This is a genomic window from Bacillus sp. LQ01 (assembly GCF_057624735.1).
The window spans coordinates 486034-505852 of sequence record NZ_JBYEZL010000001.1; the positions used below are offsets into that span (position 1 = coordinate 486034).

Below are 19819 nucleotides of genomic sequence, written 5' to 3' on the forward strand. Positions count from 1 at the left end.
GCGGAAGAAAAAGAAAATAGCAATGTAAAAAAACAGGAGGGGTCACCTCCTGCTTTCAAATTACAATTCTTTTATCATTACGACGTGCGGGATATTTGCTTCCATAAATACATCAGAACTTGTTACATATCCAAGTTTTTTATAGAAATCTTCAGCATGTGTTTGAGCGTGAAGTTTCAATTTCGGTAGCGAATTTTCTTTTGCATACGCTTCAAGCGAATCCATAATAATTTTTCCGATGCCTTTTTTCCGATGGGAATTTAGCACGCAAATGCGTTCCATTTTTCCTATACCATCAAGGGTGCGAAAACGTCCAGCACCAACTGGAACATCATTGTCATATATAACAACGTGTGTTGAAGTTTCTTCAAACTCATCGTACTCTTCTTCAGCAGAGACACGTTGTTCATTTACAAACACTTGTTTACGTACAGAGAATGCATCTCTTAGTTGTTCGTCCGTTTGTACAATCTGTGCGTGCAAATTAGTTGTTCCCCTTTCCAAGACGGAATGTTTCGTGTACAGTCCATGTTCCATTTTCTAATTGATATAGAAGATGGAAACGATCAATTGGTTGTTCGTAATAGAAATCTTTCATACGTAATCGGCCCAACACATCAGCATGCTCTGCATCTGATAAGCCTTGTCCGATTGTTAAATGAGGTACGAAAGCATATTCGCGTTCTTGCGTGAATAACCCGCTATGCATTTCTTCATTTAAGAAAGTAAGTTCAGGTGTTTTTTCTACTTTAAAGTAAAGGACGTTATTAACAGGTGCGAATGAACCAACTTTCCCAACATGAAGGGTGAAAGGGTTCGTTTTACTTGCGATTGTATGTAACTCGTTTACAATCGACTCTAATTGTTCATCTTGCGCCTCAAAGGGTGTTTTCAATGTAATATGTGGCGGAACTAATGCGTAGTGCGGGTCATAACGTTTACGCAATCCGTTCGCTTTATCTTGAATCATTTTAGATGGAAAAATTACAATGCCTAATTTCATGTTCCAATTCCTCCCTTTGTAAGTCTAGTTAGATTTTGAGATAAATAAATCTCTTTATCTATTATATCAAATTATTCTGAATACTGCTCTCTATTATTTCATTGATAGAATATGAGAGAAGGCTTTCGGTAAATCAGTCTGCCAATATTTCCAAGTATGATTGCCTTCAAATTCCTCATAATGCGTGATGAAGTTTCTATCTGTAAGAAGCGTATTTAACTCACGGTTCGGCCCTACGAAATCAGATACTTGTCCATCAGTACGCTTTACAGCCGTTTCTTCTGTACCGATGACGTGATACAGTTCTAACGCCTGTGGATCTTTGAATTCTTTTGCTAAGTTCATCACTGTCTCATCCACAAATGGTGATTGCATAACGACTTTACCGAATGTATGCGGATACATAAGTGCAGTCATAAAGGAAACTGTTCCGCCAAGAGAATCACCAATTAAAACACGACCTTTTCCCATTTGGTACGTTGGATAATTTTCATCAATATATGGTGCAAGTTCATGAGCAAGGAAACGAATATATGCAGCATTTTTTACTTCATTTGGGAAATATTTTTCTTTACGATCATGTACATTTTTATATGGAATACCGACAATAATTGTACGGTCAATTTCTTCGGTTTCACGAAGGCGCTCAATTACACGGTGCGCTTTACCAAGCTGAAAATAATCTCTACCATCTTGTGCAATTACAACTGTATGTTTGTGCAGTGGTGTGTAATTTACTGGTAAATAAACGAGAAGTGTAACATCTTCTTGAAGTGATGCGCTATAAAATGAAATTTCTTCAATTCTCCCTATTGTTTGACTCATGTAGATCCCCCTAAATAAAAATTTACTGTAACGATTGTAAGAGCGACGCTTGTAGTGAAAAGGAAAGAAATATTCACTAATTGGTGCCTTAATTTCTATTTTACCATAATGGTACGAAGAATCTAAAAAATTAGTATTTAAGTTGCGAAAGAAAACGGATATAATGAAGTGGGATTTTTGACAGGTGAGAGGGGAGACAGGATTTGAAACAAGAAAAATCAATCGCACTACCATTAGCAATTTCTATAATTGCCATTTCCTTTGCAGCAGTTTTTGTAAAGATGTCCTCAGCACCATCTTCAATATTAAGTATGTACCGCTTATGGATTATCGTACTTATTATGCTGCCTATCGTATGGAAAAAAAGAGAGGAATTTAATAGGATTCAAATGAAAGATTGGGGCTTTTTAATTGGATCTGGTTTCTTTTTAGCACTGCATTTTCTTTTATGGTTTGAATCTTTAAAGCATACAACAGTTGCTAGTTCAACAATTATTTTGGCACTTCAACCAATCGTATCTTTAGTTGGAGGTTTTTTTCTATTTAAAGAAAGAACAACATATTCAGCCATTGCAACGATGGGAATCGCTATTTTAGGAGTAATGTGCATTGGTTGGGGAGATTTAGGTTTAAGTAAGCAAGCAATTTATGGTGACATATTATCCTTTCTAAGTGTAATAGCGGTTGTCGGTTATTTATTTATCGGGCAAACGACAGTGAAGAAAGTATCGCACTGGATTTATAGCTTTACAGTCTTTGCGTTCGCAGGTCTTTTTATGGGGATTTATAATGTTATATTACAAGTACCCTTTACAGGTTATACGAAGTGGGATTGGACTGTTTTTCTTTTACTTGCGGTTGTGCCGACAGTGTCACATGTAATTAATAACTGGCTATTAAATTATGTAAATGCAACGACAATTTCAATGAGTATTTTAGGAGAACCTGTTGGAGCATCTATACTTGCGTTCTTCTTACTTGGAGAAAAATTAAATGCAATGCAAATGATCGGTAGCATGCTCGTATTGTTTGGTGTATCTGTTTTCTTAATGCAGCAACAAAAGCGAACAGCAAAAAATGTCGTAAACGAGCCAGTGTATACACAGGAATTATAGTGTTAGGGGAGAAAAGAGAAGTTATGATACTTCTCTTTTTGTTTTATAGAAATGCGGGCGTAGAAGGGGGAGGAAAATGGAAGAGATATTAAAGAAGTATATGAATAGATTTACAACACTAAGTGAAGAAGAGCAGCAAATGATCCTCAGGGAATTACAAATTGAAGAATATAAAAAAGGAACAGTGCTCCTAAGACAAGGAAATGTTCCGTTAAAATGTTATTTTGTATTAAAAGGATGCGTTAGGCAACATAGTATAGATGAAGCAGGGAAAGAAGTTACATCAAATTTTTATACAGAAGAACAGGCAATTTCGAATTTCAACCATCATAAACAAGATAAATCTTCATCATATACGTTAACGTGTTTAGAAGATTGTACTGTAGTTGTTGGTGATCTACATAGTGAAAAGGACATGTATAATAAGTATTCACAATTAGAAGAAATGACGCGTAAAATGATCGAGTACAATTTCGGTGAAGTACAAGATGAACTTGCTGTATTTATCTCATCGACACCAGAAGAGCGATATAAAACATTGTTACGAAAACGCCCGTATTTAATTCATCGCGTTCCACAATATCAGCTAGCAAGCTATCTTGGCATGACACCAGAATCATTAAGTAGAATTAAGAAACGGCTTAATTAGAGTGTTTACCACCTTTCAATAGTAGCCATATCGCAAGTCCTAATTCACCTGCAATTATAGGTAATTGGAATAGTGATTGTATGAGTGAAATCATTGTATCGTATTGTGTAAACATTGTATTCATGACGTGAATTAGCATATAACCGGTAGCAGCAATGAACAGCAGTATACTAATAAACTTTGGTATCTGTTTAGAGAGAAAAGCTACATAGCCTAAAACGAAAAGATGCAATCCAAAAATGATCAATCCTACAGACCAAATGTATTCGAATGCACTGAGAAACAACATTGTATATGTTTCTGGATTTGCAATTGTATTTTTTGAAAGCAATAATGCCAATATTAGATTGAATATAGCAATCCCAAGTATAGCTGTATACATAAGACGAAGCAAAGCGGCTAGTAATGAGAGGCTAGTATGAATTGGTTTTAGAAAGAAATAAAGAGCCCACGCAGCGACAATATCAGTGATAAAAATGATAATCCACCCAAAAACTTCCGCTTTGAAAAGTGAATTTGAAGTTTGGATATTATGGAATGTTGTACTCGCATCTCCTTGTATAACGAGGTTTCCATGAACAAAACCGTAAGAGAAAAATGCAATGAATGCCATAACAAGAAGAGATGTGCTAGCAAATAAGGCGTACTTTCGTTCAGTCATAATATGTCCTCCTTTTCTAATATTGTTTTCATTGTAATAGGGAAGAGAAGGAGATTCATTGACTTAAATCAAGACGGGGAAAGTTTAGTAGAATTTCCATCAAAAAAAATGTATGGTTATATCCAATTTTTTATTAACCTTGTAAAAAGTAAAAACTCAAATATTGAAATCAAGTAAAAGAGTGGCTACGAAGCCACTCTTTTACTTTGGATTTGTCATATAAGGTTGTACATGAATGACACATAGGTCACGAAATTTGCCTTCAGCAGTTGTGACAATTACGACTGCTTTACCTGCACTTTTTCCAGTAATCGTCACGGTGTCACCTTTTGGATATATGGTGATGATATCAGAATTCATATTTGACCAAATAAGCTCTTTATTCGTTGCTTGTATTGGTAAAATAGAAGCTGATAACACAATGTTTTGTCCCGTTTTTATTTTTAATTTATGTTTTTCCATATGAACACCGATGACTGAAATAACAGAAGGAGCAATTGAAATTTTAGGCGGGTTAGGTTGCATGTTTAAACAAGACGCAGAAGTATTTGTGATAGGTGAAAATTTTCGTGTTTGTTGTTGCTGGAAAGCTGCTAACATGTTGGAGTCCCCTTTCTGTATAAGTGCTGATACTCATACTATAAAGGAGTAGTGTTATGTTAAATTTAACGAAACATAAAGAATTTGTTAAATTTGATAAAAAGATTGTCGAACTGTAAAAAATCTCTGCTGTTATGATAACAGCAGAGATTTTTTTATAAATTATGACGATGTTGTTTTTCGAAATCCTCAAATTGCTCTTTAACTTCTTTTGAAGGTTGTGTTAGTAAACTAACAATTACGATGGCTAGTAAACTAATAGCGAAACCTGGAATCATTTCATATAAGAAATCTTTTAAGAATTTGAATTGAGTCCATATAATAACAGTAGCGGCACCAGAAATCATACCGGCAAGTGCGCCCCACTTCGTCATACGTTTCCAATATAAGCTTAATAAAATAGCAGGTCCGAATGAAGAACCAAATCCAGCCCAAGCGTATCCAACAAGAGCTAAAATCGTATCATTTTGTTTAAACGCTAATGCGCACCCAACTAATGCAATAACAAGTACAGCCATACGACCGACAAATACAAGTTCTTTATCAGATGCAGAACGTTTGAAGAATGTACGATATAAATCTTCAGTTACAGCACTAGAAGTAACGAGTAGCTGTGATGAAATTGTACTCATAATCGCTGCTAGAATGGCTGCTAATAAAAATCCAGTAATAAGTGGATGGAATAAAATTTTCCCAAGTTCAAGGAAAATTGTCTCTGGATTAGATAATGTCAACTCTTGTTGTGAATAGTAAGCAATACCAATAAGACCAGTAAACATAGCTCCAACAACAGAGAAAATCATCCAGCTCATACCAATTCTTCGTGCACTTTTAAGTTCTTTTACAGAAGAAATTGCCATAAAGCGTACGATAATATGAGGTTGTCCGACATAACCAAGGCCCCATGCGAATAGAGAAATCATTCCTAAAGTAGAGGCACCTTTAAAAATATCTAGACGTGTTGGATCTACAGATCGAATTGTATCAAATGCAGGTCCAAGTCCGTTCGAATTCATAATTGTTACGATAGGAACAAGAATAAGAGCGACCACCATAATGATTCCTTGTACGAAGTCTGTCCAACTTACTGCTAAGAAACCACCAAATAATGTGTAAGCGACAACAACGCCTGCAACAATGAATAATCCAACATGATAGTTCATGCCAAATGAATTTTCAAATAATACAGCGCCTGAAACTAATCCTGAAGCTACATAAAAAGTAAAGAAAATCATAATAACAAGTCCGGATACTAAGCGTAGCATATGAGATTTGTCGTGGAAACGGTGTTCCAAAAATTCTGGAATAGTAATAGAGTTATTTGCAATTTCTGAGTAGGTACGTAAGCGAGGAGCGACATAAAGCCAGTTTGCGTATGCGCCTAGTGTTAGGCCGATCGCAATCCAACTACTACTTAATCCAACGCTAAACATTGCACCGGGTAATCCCATTAAAAGCCAACCACTCATATCGGATGCTCCAGCACTTAATGCTGTTACTGCGGGGCCTAGTGTACGCCCGCCAAGCATATAATCTGTTAAGTTGGACGTTCGTTTGTAGGCGAAATAGCCGATTACTAACATCCCGAGCATGTAAATAGAGATAGAAGTTAAAGTTAACATCTGCGTACTCATGTAGTTCCCCTTTCTTTTGTCAGGTCTTTTGATGCGTTATGCATATTTATCCCGCATTAACGGGCAGCAAAACTCCCACCTTAAAATTGGCTGGGCAAGGAAGTTAGGTGGGAGATCAACTGTCCGTTAATGCCCGATTGATTCAACTAATAATCAGTGGGGATGAACACCCTCTACTGATTAAAGTTTCACTTTATAATCTATCATGATTATTCTGAAAAATCCATATAGAAATACGAATTTTCAGAAATGTAAGCGTTTTTTGATGTCATTTTACTTTTTTAATATATAATATTCATACAAAAAACCTTATTTTTAATAGAGTATTTATTATATTTACATAAAAAGAGGTTGTTTTGTCAATATAATATTGAAAGGAAAGAAAAATAAAATTTTTAAAAAAGTATTGACTTGTGAAAAAAGTCAGGTCTATAATGAGTGCAACTTAAAAAAATGCAAGCGTTGATGAAGAAGAGTACACATGATGAACATGTCAGAGAGCTGATGGTTGGTGCGAATCAGTATGGAATTGATGTGGAATGGGCTTCGGAGCTTCCAAACCGAAACGAAAGAAGTAGGCTTTGGCGACATGATCTCATCGATACAAGAGACACGTATTGTTTTTGATACGGTAAAGTGCGTTACATTTGTAACGAATTAAGGTGGCACCACGGGAGTACCCGTCCTTTCTATAGGATGAGTACTCCCTTTTTGTGTATAAAAAATTAAATAAATGAAATCGTTTAAGTAAGAAGAGTACGTATATTGGAGACGTTACAGAGAGCCGGGAATAGGTGGGAGCCCGGTACGGTGCCATATACGGAATGGGCTTACGAGAGGTATGCTGAACAATTATTTTTAGTAGGCAACCCGGGTTCCGCCGTTACAAGGATAAGGTATAAAATTTGTACCTGAACAAAGCGGGATGCTTTTGCATCCAACACGAGGTGGTACCGCGGTATATTTATCGTCCTCTACATATTTTCGATATGTAGGGGACTTTTTTATTTTTCAGGGTGAGGTGAAGGACATGATGACGAAAGAAGAATTTATAAAACAAAAAAGAGAGAGAAAGACATTTTTAGTAATCACTGAAGAAGAAGGAGATAGCATTACGCCAATTTCTTTATATAGACGTATGAAAGGGAAGAAGAAATTCTTATTAGAAAGTTCACAGCTTCATCAAGATAAAGGGCGTTATTCTTACTTAGGATGTAATCCTTATGGAGAAGTGAAAAGCGTTGGTACGGAAGTGGAACGAACGATTTACGGCCGGGCAGAAAAGTTACAAGGTAACGTACTGCAAGTGTTAGAAGAAGTAATCATACCATCACAAGTAGACAGTCCATTTCCATTTTGCGGAGGAGCAGTTGGTTATATTGGATATGATGTCATTCGACAGTATGAAAACATTGGAGCGGATTTACACGACCCATTAAATATTCCGGAAGTACACCTTTTACTATATCGTGAGTTTATCGTTTACGATCATTTACGCCAAAAGTTGTCGTTTGTATATGTATGCAGGGAAGATGATTCAACAGATTATGAGGAAGTATACGAAAGGCTACGAGTATACAAAGAGGAAGTGCTACAAGGAGAAGAAGCTGAAGTAAATGCAATACAATCCCCATTATCATTCACTTCTTCTATAACGGAAAAAGAGTTTTGTGAGATGGTAGAAATTGCGAAAGAATATATAAGAGCGGGAGACATATTCCAAGTCGTACTATCACAGCGTTTACAAAGTGAATGTATTGGGGATCCATTCGGGTTATACCGAAAACTTCGAATTGCAAATCCATCACCATATATGTTCTATATCGATTTTCAAGATTATGTTGTACTCGGTTCTTCGCCGGAAAGTTTACTATCAGTAAGGGAGGATAAAGTGATGACGAATCCAATTGCTGGTACAAGGCCGAGGGGGAAAACGAAGAGGGAAGACGAGGAAATCGCAAAAGAACTGTTAGGCAATGAGAAAGAGCGAGCAGAGCATATGATGCTTGTAGATCTTGGGCGAAACGATATTGGTAGAGTGAGCGAAATCGGCTCGGTTACGATAGATAAATATATGAAAGTAGAAAAATATTCTCACGTTATGCACATTGTATCTGAAGTTTACGGAACATTGCGAAAACAAATGGGCGGATTTGATGCGTTAGCGTATTGCTTACCAGCAGGGACGGTTTCTGGAGCTCCGAAAATTAGAGCGATGGAAATTATAAATGAACTAGAGAATGAAAAAAGAAATGTATACGCTGGTGCAGTTGGATACGTTAGTTTTTCAGGAAATCTTGATATGGCGCTCGCTATTCGAACGATGGTCGTAAAGGATGAAAAAGCATACGTTCAGGCAGGAGCAGGAGTCGTTTACGATTCAGATCCAGTAGCTGAATATGAAGAAACATTAAATAAAGCGAGAGCGCTTTTGGAGGTAATGAAATGATTGTACTTATCGATAATTACGATTCGTTCACATATAACTTGTATCAACTGTTAGGCGAACATGAAGAAGAAATTGTAGTTGTAAGAAATGATGAAATAACGATAGAACAGTTAGAAGAGATGAATCCAAGAGGAATTGTACTTTCACCAGGACCAGGAAAACCAGAGGATGCTGGCATTTGTATCGACGTCATCCGTCATTTTTATAAGAACGTTCCCATATTAGGGATTTGTCTTGGCCACCAAGCGATCATAGCTGCATTTGGAGGAGACATTGTTAGAGCAGAACGTATTAAACATGGAAAAACATCGCGTGTGAAACATAACGGAATGTCAATCTTTTCATACGCTACACAGCCGCTAACGGCGATGCGCTATCATTCCCTTGTTGCAGAGCAAACGAGCTTGCCAAAGTGTTTTGACATATTAGCGACAGCGATGGACGACGGAGAAATAATGGCAGTCCGTCACAATTATTATCCGCTCTTCGGATTACAGTTTCATCCGGAATCAATCGCAACAGAAGAAGGCGGAAAGTTAATACGTGCCTTTTTAACAGAAGTAAAAGAGGAGGAAAGAGTATGAATAACTATCTTCGTAAATTAGTTGAGGGTCAACATTTAACAGAAGAGGAAATATATAAAGCAGGATTACTTTTATTAAGTGAAAACATATTAGAAAGTGAAATTGCAGCTTTCTTAGTCTTACTGAAAGCGAAAGGTGAAACTGCAGAAGAAATATACGGTCTCGTTCGAGCTCTTCGCGAAAAGGCATTGCCGTTTTCGAACCATATACAAGGAGCAATGGATAATTGCGGGACGGGTGGCGATGGTGCTCAAACGTTTAATATTAGCACAACATCAGCATTCGTACTGGCAGGAGCAGGTGTAAAGGTTGCAAAACATGGTAATCGTGCTGTTTCTAGTAAAACAGGAAGTGCAGACTTATTAGAAGAACTAGGTGTAAATATTAGTAGTACGCCAAACGAAATTGATTATTTACTAGAGCATGTAGGTATTGCATTTTTATTTGCACCAGCGATGCATCCAGCACTAAGGCGCATTATGAAAATAAGAAAAGAGTTAAACGTGCCGACGATCTTTAACTTAATTGGCCCTTTAACAAATCCAGTGAATTTAGAAACACAATTTGTCGGTATTTATAAACGAGATATGTTATTACCAGTTGCACAAGTATTACAAAAGTTAGGCCGGAAACAAGCACTTGTCGTAAATGGAAGTGGTTTTTTAGATGAAGCATCATTACAAGGGGAAAATCACGTAGTCCTTTTAAAAGGTAATGAAATAGTAGAAATGAGTATTGATCCAGAAAAGTATGGTTTTTCAAGAGTGAAAAATGAAGAAATTAGAGGGGGGAATTCAAAAGAAAATGCAAAGATTACGCTTGAAGTATTGAGCGGAGAAAAGAGTGTTTACCGCGATACCGTTTTATTAAATGCAGGTCTAGCTCTTTTCGCAAATGGAAAAACGGAAACGATTGAAGAAGGAATTAAACTCGCGGCACATAGCATCGACTCTGGAAAAGCATTAACCAAATTAAACTTATTAATTGCAGCAAGCAACGAAAAATTAGAAAGGGTGAACTAAAGTGGGGACGATTTTAGATAAAATTGTAGAACAGAAGAAAAAGGAAGTTGCGGAGTTATATGAAATATATACACCAGTAAAAACAAAAAGAAAGGCACATTCACTTGTAGAAGCGTTACAGCAGTTTACTGTCATTGCAGAAGTAAAGCGAGCATCACCATCAAAAGGAGATATCAATTTACACGTTGACGTACGAAAACAAGTGGGAACATATGAGAAATGTGGTGCAGGAGCAGTTTCTGTTTTAACAGATGGTCAATTTTTTAAAGGATCGTTTCACGATTTACAAACAGCAAGAGAAGAAAGTAACATTCCGCTTTTATGTAAAGATTTCATAATCGATAAGATTCAAATCGATAGAGCGTATGAAGCGGGAGCAGATATTATTTTACTAATTGTAGCAGCGTTAACGAAAGAGAAGTTAAAAGAGTTGTATAGCTACGTGTTAGAAAAAGGATTGGAAGCGATTGTTGAAGTTCATGATGAACAGGAATTAGAAACTGCGATTGTATTAAATCCGCACGTTATTGGTATTAATAATCGTAATTTAAAAACGTTCGAAGTAGATTTAAGCCAAACTGAAAAGCTTGGAAAAAGATTGAATGAGGAGAAACTACTTTGGATTAGTGAAAGCGGGATTCATTTAAAAGAGGATATTATTCATGTTAAAAAAGCAGGAGCAAAAGGTGTATTAATTGGAGAGGCACTTATGACATCATCTTCTATTAGTAACTTTTTTGAAGACTGTAAGGTGAATATATGAAAGTGAAAATTTGCGGCATCACTGATATGGAAACAGCAAAACGTGCTTGCGAATACGGCGCAGATGCACTCGGATTTGTTTTTGCAGAAAGTAAGCGGAAAATCACTCCAAAGAGAGCGGAAGAAATCATTCAGGAGCTTCCAGCCAACGTGTTAAAAATCGGTGTTTTCGTAAATGAATCAGTAGAAGTGATCCAGAAAATTGCAGATGAGTGCGGGTTAACACATGTACAACTACATGGAGATGAAGATAATTATCAAATTAGAAGATTGAATATTCCGTCTATAAAATCACTAGGAGTAACTTCAGAAAGTGATATGAAAAACGCTCAAGGGTATGAAACGGATTATATATTATTTGATAGCCCGAAAGAAAAGTTTCATGGAGGAAATGGAAAGACATTTTCATGGGAACTACTTGGGCATATGCCAAAAGAATTGCGAAAGAAAACGATATTAGCTGGTGGATTAAACGCTCTTAATATAGAAGAAGCAATTCGAACTGTTCGGCCTTATATGGTCGATGTGAGCAGCGGAGTAGAGACAGAAGGAAAGAAAGATGTAGAGAAAATAAAACAATTTATTATAAAAGCGAAGGAGTGTTCCAAATGAACTACGCATATCCAGATGAAAAAGGACATTACGGTATATACGGAGGACGATACGTTCCAGAAACGTTAATGCAATCTGTACTAGAACTAGAAGAAGCATATAAAGAAGCGATGCAAGATGAGGCATTTCAAAAGGAATTAAATCATTATTTAAAAACGTACGTCGGAAGAGAAACACCGCTTTATTTCGCTGAAAATCTGACGAAGTATTGCGGAGGTGCAAAGATTTATTTAAAACGTGAAGATTTGAATCATACAGGAGCTCATAAAATTAACAATACAATCGGTCAGGCACTACTTGCAGTGCGAATGGGCAAGAAAAAAGTTGTCGCTGAAACAGGAGCTGGACAACACGGAGTTGCAACAGCTACTGTATGTGCTCTTCTCGGATTAGAATGCGTCATTTTTATGGGAGAAGAAGATGTAAGACGTCAAAAATTAAATGTGTTCCGAATGGAATTACTCGGAGCGAAAGTAGAAAGTGTAGCGGCAGGTAGTGGTACATTAAAAGATGCGGTAAATGAGGCGCTTCGTTACTGGGTTTCACATGTGCATGATACGCACTACATTATGGGATCTGTTCTCGGACCACATCCATTCCCGCAAATTGTACGTGATTTCCAAAGTGTAATTGGAAATGAAACGAAAAAACAATATGAGGCGTTAGAAGGAAAGTTACCAGAAGCAGTCGTTGCTTGTATTGGCGGTGGTAGTAATGCGATGGGTATGTTTTATCCATTCGTACACGATGAAGAAGTTGCTCTTTACGGCGTAGAAGCAGCAGGGAAAGGCGTTCATACAGAACAGCACGCAGCTACTTTAACGAAAGGAAGCGTTGGGGTTTTACACGGATCGATGATGTACCTTCTGCAAAATGAAGAAGGACAAATTCAAGAAGCTCATTCTATTTCAGCAGGGCTCGATTACCCGGGTGTTGGGCCAGAACATAGCTTACTAAAAGATATTGGCCGTGTTTCTTATCATTCGATTACAGATGATGAAGCGTTAGAAGCATTTCAATTATTAACGAAAAAAGAAGGGATTATTCCGGCTTTAGAAAGCTCACATGCTGTCGCATACGCTTTAAAATTAGCGCCGCAAATGAAGAAAGACGAAGGGCTTGTCATTTGTTTATCTGGCCGTGGTGATAAAGATGTAGAGAGTATAAAACGTTATATGGAAGAGGTGTAAAAAATGGGAGTCGAAAAAATTACAGCAGCGTTTGAAAATGGTAAGAAAGCATTTATTCCGTACGTAATGGGCGGAGATGGTGGCCTTGAAAAATTAAAAGAAAGAATTCGTTTTCTAGACGAAGCAGGAGCAAGCATCGTTGAAATCGGCATCCCGTTTTCAGATCCAGTTGCAGATGGCCCAACAATTCAAAGAGCAGGGAAGCGAGCGCTAGATAGCGGTGTAACAGTAAAAGGCATTTTTCAAGCATTAATAGAGGTAAGGAAAGAAGTGCAAATTCCGTTTGTACTCATGACATATTTAAATCCAGTACTTGCATTCGGAAAAGAACGATTCATCGAAAACTGTATAGAAGCAGGGGTAGACGGCATCATCGTTCCAGACCTACCATATGAAGAACAAGACATTATTGCACCGCTCCTTCGAGAGGCAAACGTTGCGCTAATTCCACTCGTTACCATCACGAGCCCAATTGAGCGAATCGAAAAAATTACGAGTGAATCAAAAGGATTTGTTTACGCAGTTACAGTAGCGGGCGTAACAGGAGTACGTCAAAACTTTAAAGGTGAGATTCATAGTTACTTAGAAAAAGTAAAATCACATACGCATTTACCGGTAGTGGCAGGGTTCGGTATTTCAACAAAAGAACATGTAGAAGAAATGGTTACAATATGCGACGGAGTTGTCGTTGGAAGTAAGATTATTGAGCTTTTAGAAAATGAAAAGCAAGAAGAAATATGTGAATTAATATATGCAACAAAACAAAAAGAAGAGGCGTAGTCTCTTCTTTTTGTTTTGCGTAATAAATGTTAAAATATACAGAAAATACATATAATTTAGAGGGTGAGAAGGCATGCTAAGACGTAAACTACTATATCTATTCTTAACTGTACCGCTATACGCTTGGCTCATTAGCATGACGAAAATAGAGTTAATGGCTCTATTTTTAGGGTATGTATTCATCTTTTCCAACTTAAATCGCATTCAAGAACAGTCTATTTTAGAAATATGTCTATTTTCGATTAGTATAGAATTATTTAGTATCGTTTCGATTGTATTATTAAACGAATTATTTCTACGGATTCATTCATTTACATTAATGAAATTTTGGAATATTATATTGCAAGCAATATGTACTTACATTGTGTTTGTTGTGTTGAAAGAAATAGTCGGAAAGCAGACAGTTTTTCAGGATAATAGAAAATGGGAGTGAATGAAAAGGAGCCGTTTGGTTCCTTTTTTGAATCTGTTGTAAAAATAATTGAAAATTATAGTATCTGTTATATAATAGTTAAAAATTGTATTTTAAACGAAATGAGATGATAACATGGCCATATTGTTGGCACTTATCCCAATTATGATGATTTTCATTTGTTTATTTTTATTTAAACAAACGTCATTAAGGTCCTCGTTAATTTCTTATGCTGTGTCTGTTGGAATCGTTTTACTCTCGCCAATGTTTCAATTAGGGATAAGTGAAACTGTGCACGCAACGATTAAAGGATGGTTAATTTGTTTTATTGTCGGGTACGTTTTATTTTTCGGTATTTTTTTATTTCACCTCATGAACAAAATGGGGTACATCGATCAAGTAGCACGTTTTCTAGAAGCAGTTACTCAGGATCGCTTATTACAAATGCTGCTTATGTGTTTTGGCATTTGCCCGCTTATTGAATCAGTAAGTGGATTCGGTATTGGCTTCATGGTTGCAGCACCTATTTTTCTTTCATTAGGATATAAACCATTTCAAGCTGTACTACTCTCATTCATCGGCTTACTAGCTAGTTCATGGGGCGCAATGGCAACTGGTACGATTATCGGTTCGCAGCTAATAAATATGCCTCTTACAACACTTGGCACAAATACAGCGCTATTAAGTATTCCGATGTTTGCTTACTTCGTTATTCTTTCTTTACACGTTGTTGGCGGCTGGCAAGCGGTTATAGAAAAGTGGAAAGAAGGAGTAGGGTTCTTTCTATTATTTTCTCTCGGAATCTATCTTTCTAATGCGCACGTAAGTGTTGAACTAGCCGGGATATTAAGTTCTATCGTTACGATTACCTTTGGCTTTTTTATCATTAAATTAAAAGGAAAAAGTGGGCAAAATCTTATAACAGAACATGCGGCTGCAACGGAGAGAGAAGTATCCATTATAAAAATTATTAGCCCTTATATATTTCTAACAGTTTGTATTTTACTTTCTCGCCTCGTTCCAGCATTACATGATTTGTTCAGATCATATGCGGTTCTTGATTTGAAATCATACTCTTACAAACTAGAGTTACTATATTCACCAGGATTTTGGCTCGGTATGACTTGCTTATTTACTATTATTTTCTTCCGCATCCCGTCTAATATTATTAAACAATCACTCTCACAAACGATTAAACAATGGATTCCATTTGCTATTACGACGACAATGTTTATCGCCATTTCAGAACTAATGGGTGCATCTGGCATGCATTCATTACTCGCAAAGACAGCTGGTGAAACATTTGGAACCTTTTTCGTTTTCGTTGCTCCGTTTATTGGCGCTATTGGTGGATTTTTAACAGGTAGTAACGCAGGATCAAATGCAATGTTTATAAAACTACAAATGCAAACCGCACAAAACGTAGCACTCCCGTGGCAATATGTCACAACACTTCAAAACACCGCATCATCAGTAGCGACAATTGCTTGCCCATCACGGATTACACTAGGTGCTTACTTATGTAATATCCCTTACCGTGAAAATGAACTATTAAAGAAGACGACGTTAATGATCTTTGGTGCGGTTTTGCTTGTAGTGGTAGAAGTTATTGTTTGGTATATGTTGAGAAATTAAAAATCCTCCTAACATAGGAGGATTTTTTTTATGAGTGGATAATGATTTAAATATGAATAGCTTCTACTAAATGAATAGGAGATGAAATGTATGCCCCTAAAAAACTACGGTGTGTTAAAAGGTACAGTTATACAATCAAAGATTGGAAAAGGGAAAACACCTCATTATCAAGTTCATTTACAGGGCGAGACAGGAGTAAATTATCGTATTGCAATTAACGTAAAATCGCAAAGCTATCCGTCAGAAGTTTTATATTTTGCGAGTAACAATATTAAGTCAGAGGCGATTCATATTTTACCGACATTACCATTCGGTTTTACAGAAATAAAAAACAATGAACCGAAAGTAGCTTTAGATTATGTAAGAGGAAATCTATTTGACTCAAATCAAATGATTCCTTTGCCTCCCGAAAAAGCAGGAGCAGATAATGATTTAAATGAAAAAATAGAACGTTATATAAAACGAGCAATAGAAGAAAAAGCAATTATTTACGCGTTTGGTGAAAGATGGGGACCAGAAGAAAATACACCAGATTCCTATTTTCATTTCAAACCAGGAAACGGTATACATGATATTCATATGAATCAAGGGAATGTAGAAAAATGGCAAGGTGATGATGGCATATGGCAAGACGGAGGAATACTCATTCACTTTGAAAAGGAAGAAGAATGGATTGGTATCTTTCTTGCATTCCAATCACAGTCATGGTGTACCGATGAAGAAGGGCATGCTCGTGTGCCCGTTGAGCATTGTGATTATAAGGGGAATAATTAATAAGAAGAGGGCGTTTAAAAAGAACGCCCTCTTCTTATTTTATAAAACGAAAAACTAACAAGTGTAGAAATACAAGAGAAAAGCAGTGCTACACTAGAAAACGCAATGAGATACATATTATATTTCATAACCTGTCCAATTAGCTGGTTACTGTCGTATTGAAACAGTCCCGCGATGATGTTGAATAAAAATAAAACGATAAACATGATGATAACACCGTCTATTGATCCTTTAATGTCTGGTTTACTTAAAGCGATATGTGCGGAAATGCAAATGGCGATAAATAAAAATAACCAAAAGGAAGGATTCAATAAATTGCCGATTGTAAATAAGCTTTTCAATAATACAAACGTCGACAAGAGCATGTTTTGGATCATTTCTACATTAATAGAAGTAGAAGCAATCGTTTTTTCGAGAGTTGTATTAAATAAAAAATATGATTCTGGTACGAAATAGCGCATTAAAAGGATTAGTGCAGTAATACCAGAAATAATAGGCCCAATGCCGATGAAGAAATTTCCAATCCGTTGATACACACTTTTTTGATTGTATTGATGTTGTACGTAACCTAAAGCCCCTTGACTTGTATCTGTCGGGAAGAACTGCGTTGCTACAATCTTATGACGGAACAGCACGCACATAATGGCATGTCCAAGTTCGTGAATAGGAACACCGATCCAAGCCGTTAATAGGAATCCTTTTCGTCCAAAAGCTCTCGACCAATACATCCGTGTGAGAGATTCTAAATAGCCTAATAGAAATCCAATTACAATGATAACGCCAATTAAAGATAATAATTGGATTACGCTTGTAAGGAGTATTTGAAAAATTGAGTTTACCAATTCCATTGCCAGTCATCCAATCTGTTAAAAATATTATTTATTCTGTTTCATAATAGCATTTTTTTTCAAGATTACTAGCACATATATTTTCTTTCGGAAGAAGGATTTCAGAATCTTTTTCTTGTAGTCATGTTTTATGTCCAAAGTCATATATTGAATTTGTAACACCCTATATGGTATATGCTTAAGGAGGGATAAGAGAATGAAATGTCCGTCATGTCATACAGAAAATGCAGCGGAGGCAAAATTTTGCGGGAATTGTGGACATTCGTTAACGGAAGAGGTAGTGGCAAGTAGTGGTCAAGAAGAAGGGTCGGAACAAGCACGTGCGGCACAAGCAAAGGAAGCTCGGCCAAATGAAACGGTAGAGCAAGCGAAGCGGTTTGCGAGCGGCTATTTTCAATTTTTTAAACATGCATTACAAGCACCGACAGCGATTATGAAAAGCGGCGCTATTGAAGTGCGAAATGGAATTGTAAGTCTTGTTCTTATTTGTTTTTTAGGAGCATGTATTTTTTATAGAATGATGAGTGCAGCATCAGCAGTTACGAGAACATTTGCACCAGATATATCTACTCCCACGTTTTTTGGAGAATCTATAACGGTCTTTTTCTTTTTATTAATTTTAACTTTATTTGTCGGATTTATTATTTTTGTAAGTGGCAAGATGATGAAATCATCTTTTTCGTTTCTTGAAGTATTTGGTATATGGGGAACGATAGCGACGCCGACTATTGTCATATTAGTCCTTTCTTTTCTTTTTAGTTTCTTATTAATCTTTTTCTTACCGATATTATTATCGGTAGCTGCAACTTATATAGGGATTAGTATAACTGTAGCCGTATTAAAGCTAGACAATGGTGGATTAGATCTCGTTTACACACTTATTATTGCAAATGTTTTAATTGGAATTGCAACATTCATTGTACTTTGGTCTTACATTAGCACGATAATTCAAGCCTTAACACAGGGAATAACTGGCTTCTAATGAAAAGGTGGTTGACTGGATGAATGTATGTACAAAGTGCGGAGTTCAGTTTGAAGATAGTGTGCAATTTTGTCAAAACTGCGGGACGAAGAGGGGACGTTCTGTAGTAAAGAAGAACATGAGCGGTGGTGTAAAAGTTGGCATTACACTGTTAGCGCTATTTGTTATAGCGATTATTGGATTGTATTTGTACGGATTGTCGTATTATACGCAGGTGGCACAAGTAGACCGGATGATTACGATTTTACAAGAGAGGGACGGAGAGAAATTAGCTGAGATCGTTACGGCAGATGATCCATCGGTTATGATAACGAGAGAGAGCGTAACGCCTCTATTTTCATATATAAAAGAAAATCCATCTTACGTGAATGAATTAAAACAATATTTGAGACAAGGTGAAAAACAACGGGACGGAATAGAAAAAGCTGATTTTTCATTAACGAAAGACGGAAAGTATTTCTTTATATTTGATCGATATAAATTGAAAGCGAAGACGTACTATACAACTTTGCTTACAAATGAAAAAGGCGTATCGTTAAAAATGAACGGAAAAGAAATTGATAAGACAGATGACAAAAAGTTTGAGAAGCAATATGGGCCATTTCTTCCGGGAAATCAAGTGTTTCAATCAGAATATAAAAATGACTATGTAAAACTATCACGTGAGGAAAAGGTTGTACTTATGAAACAAAGCCAAAATAACGTAACGATAGATTTAACGTTGCAAGGTCAATATATTACAGTTCAAACGAACGCGCCTGGTGCAACATTGTACGTAAATCAAAAACCAGTTACAGCGCTCGCAGGAGAAGAAATTACATGGGGGCCTGTAGCGACTGATGGAAGCGCGAAAATTTATTTAGAACGAAATGGAGAAAATGGACGGGAAACGACAAAAGTAGAGACGGTAACGGCACTTTCGTCTTATAATCTTCCATTTCAAAAGAAAAGTACAGAAAAACCAGTTGTTTATAATGTTACTCCAACGCCCGCGACTGAGTATGTATATAATGGTTTCATCTTTCCTGATAGTGATATTCGAAAATTAACGAGCGCAGATTTAACATATTTATCGAAAGAGCAGTTGAAAATTGCTAGAAATGAAATATATGCAAGGCATGGACATATTTTTCAAACGAAAGATATGCAAGTGTATTTTGCAAAACAGTCTTGGTATAGAGAAAATCCTTATTTTACAGGAAAGTTAACAGATATCGAAACTTATAATATTGAACTAATCAAATCAAGAGAATAGAGCGCGTGAAAAAGGTACAGTGTATAT

Annotated in this window: 21 protein-coding genes and 2 other annotated features; of the genes, 14 read left to right on the plus strand and 7 right to left on the minus strand. The window is 36.6% G+C overall.

Translation table 11 applies throughout. The annotated features are described in order from the left end of the window. Window positions 1-60 precede the first annotated feature (60 nt). The 3 genes from AC22L0_RS02640 to AC22L0_RS02650 all read right to left on the minus strand — a co-directional run bounded on the left by AC22L0_RS02640 (window position 61) and on the right by AC22L0_RS02650 (window position 1828). Window positions 61-483: a GNAT family N-acetyltransferase gene (locus tag AC22L0_RS02640; protein WP_000543306.1), complete on the minus strand. Its 423-nt coding sequence runs from the start codon at window positions 481-483 to the stop codon at window positions 61-63. Window position 484: 1 nt separating this feature from the next. After that, window positions 485-1003, minus strand: coding sequence for a YjcG family protein (locus tag AC22L0_RS02645; protein WP_000765863.1), 519 nt, complete (start codon window positions 1001-1003; stop codon window positions 485-487). Between the two features lie 93 nt (window positions 1004-1096). Next, window positions 1097-1828, minus strand: coding sequence for an alpha/beta hydrolase (locus AC22L0_RS02650; RefSeq protein ID WP_000084013.1), 732 nt, complete (start codon window positions 1826-1828; stop codon window positions 1097-1099). A gap of 203 nt (window positions 1829-2031) precedes the next feature. On the opposite strand from AC22L0_RS02650, the gene AC22L0_RS02655 reads away from it, so the two are divergent. Next, the gene (locus tag AC22L0_RS02655) at window positions 2032-2943 is read left to right on the plus strand and encodes a DMT family transporter (RefSeq protein ID WP_000806941.1); all 912 of its coding nucleotides are present in this window, start codon (window positions 2032-2034) and stop codon (window positions 2941-2943) included. A 76-nt stretch (window positions 2944-3019) separates the two neighbouring features. Further along, complete coding sequence (locus tag AC22L0_RS02660) at window positions 3020-3592, plus strand: Crp/Fnr family transcriptional regulator (RefSeq protein WP_070757200.1); 573 nt, start codon at window positions 3020-3022, stop codon at window positions 3590-3592. On the opposite strand, the gene AC22L0_RS02665 is transcribed toward AC22L0_RS02660, so the two are convergent. The 3 genes from AC22L0_RS02665 to putP form a co-directional block, all read right to left on the minus strand. Next, the gene (locus AC22L0_RS02665) at window positions 3585-4253 is read right to left on the minus strand and encodes a DUF4386 domain-containing protein (RefSeq protein WP_084065209.1); all 669 of its coding nucleotides are present in this window, start codon (window positions 4251-4253) and stop codon (window positions 3585-3587) included. The two genes, AC22L0_RS02660 and AC22L0_RS02665, sit on opposite strands and share 8 nt — an antisense overlap. A 201-nt stretch (window positions 4254-4454) precedes the next feature. Further along, entirely contained in the window at window positions 4455-4853 is a 399-nt protein-coding gene (locus AC22L0_RS02670; RefSeq protein WP_000878734.1) for an Ig-like domain-containing protein, read from the minus strand. 155 nt (window positions 4854-5008) lie between these two features. After that, entirely contained in the window at window positions 5009-6487 is a 1479-nt protein-coding gene (putP, locus tag AC22L0_RS02675) for a sodium/proline symporter PutP (RefSeq protein ID WP_000107211.1), read from the minus strand. Window positions 6488-6940: 453 nt separating this feature from the next. Next, window positions 6941-7178 (plus strand) — a binding site (T-box leader). 42 nt (window positions 7179-7220) lie between these two features. Next, window positions 7221-7465: a binding site (T-box leader), on the plus strand. A gap of 52 nt (window positions 7466-7517) precedes the next feature. On the opposite strand from putP, the gene trpE reads away from it, so the two are divergent. From trpE to AC22L0_RS02725, 10 genes are all read left to right on the plus strand, one after another. Further along, complete coding sequence (trpE, locus tag AC22L0_RS02680) at window positions 7518-8936, plus strand: anthranilate synthase component I (protein WP_139894373.1); 1419 nt, start codon at window positions 7518-7520, stop codon at window positions 8934-8936. Then, the gene (locus AC22L0_RS02685; RefSeq protein ID WP_000636318.1) at window positions 8933-9520 is read left to right on the plus strand and encodes an aminodeoxychorismate/anthranilate synthase component II; all 588 of its coding nucleotides are present in this window, start codon (window positions 8933-8935) and stop codon (window positions 9518-9520) included. Before trpE ends, AC22L0_RS02685 begins: the two co-directional genes overlap by 4 nt. Then, on the plus strand, window positions 9517-10542 hold the full coding sequence (gene trpD, locus AC22L0_RS02690) for an anthranilate phosphoribosyltransferase (protein WP_001067334.1): 1026 nt from the start codon (window positions 9517-9519) through the stop codon (window positions 10540-10542). The genes AC22L0_RS02685 and trpD overlap by 4 nt, the downstream gene beginning before the upstream one ends. Before the next feature lies 1 nt (window position 10543). After that, window positions 10544-11305, plus strand: a complete 762-nt coding sequence (gene trpC / locus AC22L0_RS02695) for an indole-3-glycerol phosphate synthase TrpC (RefSeq protein WP_139894374.1) — start codon at window positions 10544-10546, stop codon at window positions 11303-11305. After that, the gene (trpF, locus tag AC22L0_RS02700; RefSeq protein WP_000865118.1) at window positions 11302-11916 is read left to right on the plus strand and encodes an N-(5'phosphoribosyl)anthranilate isomerase; all 615 of its coding nucleotides are present in this window, start codon (window positions 11302-11304) and stop codon (window positions 11914-11916) included. The genes trpC and trpF overlap by 4 nt, the downstream gene beginning before the upstream one ends. Beyond that, window positions 11913-13106, plus strand: a complete 1194-nt coding sequence (gene trpB / locus AC22L0_RS02705; RefSeq protein ID WP_001105018.1) for a tryptophan synthase subunit beta — start codon at window positions 11913-11915, stop codon at window positions 13104-13106. The genes trpF and trpB overlap by 4 nt, the downstream gene beginning before the upstream one ends. A gap of 3 nt (window positions 13107-13109) precedes the next feature. After that, window positions 13110-13886: a tryptophan synthase subunit alpha gene (trpA, locus tag AC22L0_RS02710; RefSeq protein WP_000537852.1), complete on the plus strand. Its 777-nt coding sequence runs from the start codon at window positions 13110-13112 to the stop codon at window positions 13884-13886. Between the two features lie 73 nt (window positions 13887-13959). Then, window positions 13960-14319, plus strand: coding sequence for a DUF4029 domain-containing protein (locus AC22L0_RS02715; protein WP_000946131.1), 360 nt, complete (start codon window positions 13960-13962; stop codon window positions 14317-14319). 114 nt (window positions 14320-14433) lie between these two features. Then, window positions 14434-15933, plus strand: a complete 1500-nt coding sequence (locus AC22L0_RS02720) for an L-lactate permease (protein ID WP_487272132.1) — start codon at window positions 14434-14436, stop codon at window positions 15931-15933. Between the two features lie 90 nt (window positions 15934-16023). Further along, window positions 16024-16707: a DUF2278 family protein gene (locus AC22L0_RS02725; protein ID WP_001128613.1), complete on the plus strand. Its 684-nt coding sequence runs from the start codon at window positions 16024-16026 to the stop codon at window positions 16705-16707. Between the two features lie 14 nt (window positions 16708-16721). Here the strand turns inward: AC22L0_RS02725 and AC22L0_RS02730 are convergent, their stop codons facing one another. Next, entirely contained in the window at window positions 16722-17555 is an 834-nt protein-coding gene (locus tag AC22L0_RS02730; protein ID WP_000424528.1) for a hypothetical protein, read from the minus strand. Window positions 17556-17751: 196 nt separating this feature from the next. Here AC22L0_RS02730 and AC22L0_RS02735 point away from each other — a divergent pair, with 196 nt between their 5' ends. Both AC22L0_RS02735 and AC22L0_RS02740 read left to right on the plus strand, forming a co-directional pair. Beyond that, on the plus strand, window positions 17752-18537 hold the full coding sequence (locus AC22L0_RS02735; RefSeq protein ID WP_000650099.1) for a zinc ribbon domain-containing protein: 786 nt from the start codon (window positions 17752-17754) through the stop codon (window positions 18535-18537). 19 nt (window positions 18538-18556) lie between these two features. Then, complete coding sequence (locus tag AC22L0_RS02740; RefSeq protein WP_097997944.1) at window positions 18557-19792, plus strand: TcaA 3rd/4th domain-containing protein; 1236 nt, start codon at window positions 18557-18559, stop codon at window positions 19790-19792. The last annotated feature ends 27 nt before the right edge of the window (window positions 19793-19819 follow it).

What these genes read in the sequence shown, in the direction of transcription:
- trpB (WP_001105018.1), top strand. Translation starts at nt 11,913, where the DNA reads ATGAACTACGCATATCCAGATGAAAAAGGACATTACGGTATATACGGA.
- AC22L0_RS02650 (WP_000084013.1), bottom strand. Translation starts at nt 1,828, where the DNA reads ATGAGTCAAACAATAGGGAGAATTGAAGAAATTTCATTTTATAGCGCA.
- trpD (WP_001067334.1), top strand. Translation starts at nt 9,517, where the DNA reads ATGAATAACTATCTTCGTAAATTAGTTGAGGGTCAACATTTAACAGAA.
- trpE (WP_139894373.1), top strand. Translation starts at nt 7,518, where the DNA reads ATGATGACGAAAGAAGAATTTATAAAACAAAAAAGAGAGAGAAAGACA.
- AC22L0_RS02730 (WP_000424528.1), bottom strand. Translation starts at nt 17,555, where the DNA reads ATGGAATTGGTAAACTCAATTTTTCAAATACTCCTTACAAGCGTAATC.
- AC22L0_RS02740 (WP_097997944.1), top strand. Translation starts at nt 18,557, where the DNA reads ATGAATGTATGTACAAAGTGCGGAGTTCAGTTTGAAGATAGTGTGCAA.
- trpA (WP_000537852.1), top strand. Translation starts at nt 13,110, where the DNA reads ATGGGAGTCGAAAAAATTACAGCAGCGTTTGAAAATGGTAAGAAAGCA.
- AC22L0_RS02715 (WP_000946131.1), top strand. Translation starts at nt 13,960, where the DNA reads ATGCTAAGACGTAAACTACTATATCTATTCTTAACTGTACCGCTATAC.
- AC22L0_RS02645 (WP_000765863.1), bottom strand. Translation starts at nt 1,003, where the DNA reads ATGAAATTAGGCATTGTAATTTTTCCATCTAAAATGATTCAAGATAAA.
- AC22L0_RS02665 (WP_084065209.1), bottom strand. Translation starts at nt 4,253, where the DNA reads ATGACTGAACGAAAGTACGCCTTATTTGCTAGCACATCTCTTCTTGTT.
- AC22L0_RS02720 (WP_487272132.1), top strand. Translation starts at nt 14,434, where the DNA reads ATGGCCATATTGTTGGCACTTATCCCAATTATGATGATTTTCATTTGT.
- AC22L0_RS02660 (WP_070757200.1), top strand. Translation starts at nt 3,020, where the DNA reads ATGGAAGAGATATTAAAGAAGTATATGAATAGATTTACAACACTAAGT.
- AC22L0_RS02725 (WP_001128613.1), top strand. Translation starts at nt 16,024, where the DNA reads ATGCCCCTAAAAAACTACGGTGTGTTAAAAGGTACAGTTATACAATCA.
- putP (WP_000107211.1), bottom strand. Translation starts at nt 6,487, where the DNA reads ATGAGTACGCAGATGTTAACTTTAACTTCTATCTCTATTTACATGCTC.
- trpF (WP_000865118.1), top strand. Translation starts at nt 11,302, where the DNA reads ATGAAAGTGAAAATTTGCGGCATCACTGATATGGAAACAGCAAAACGT.
- AC22L0_RS02670 (WP_000878734.1), bottom strand. Translation starts at nt 4,853, where the DNA reads ATGTTAGCAGCTTTCCAGCAACAACAAACACGAAAATTTTCACCTATC.
- AC22L0_RS02685 (WP_000636318.1), top strand. Translation starts at nt 8,933, where the DNA reads ATGATTGTACTTATCGATAATTACGATTCGTTCACATATAACTTGTAT.
- AC22L0_RS02735 (WP_000650099.1), top strand. Translation starts at nt 17,752, where the DNA reads ATGAAATGTCCGTCATGTCATACAGAAAATGCAGCGGAGGCAAAATTT.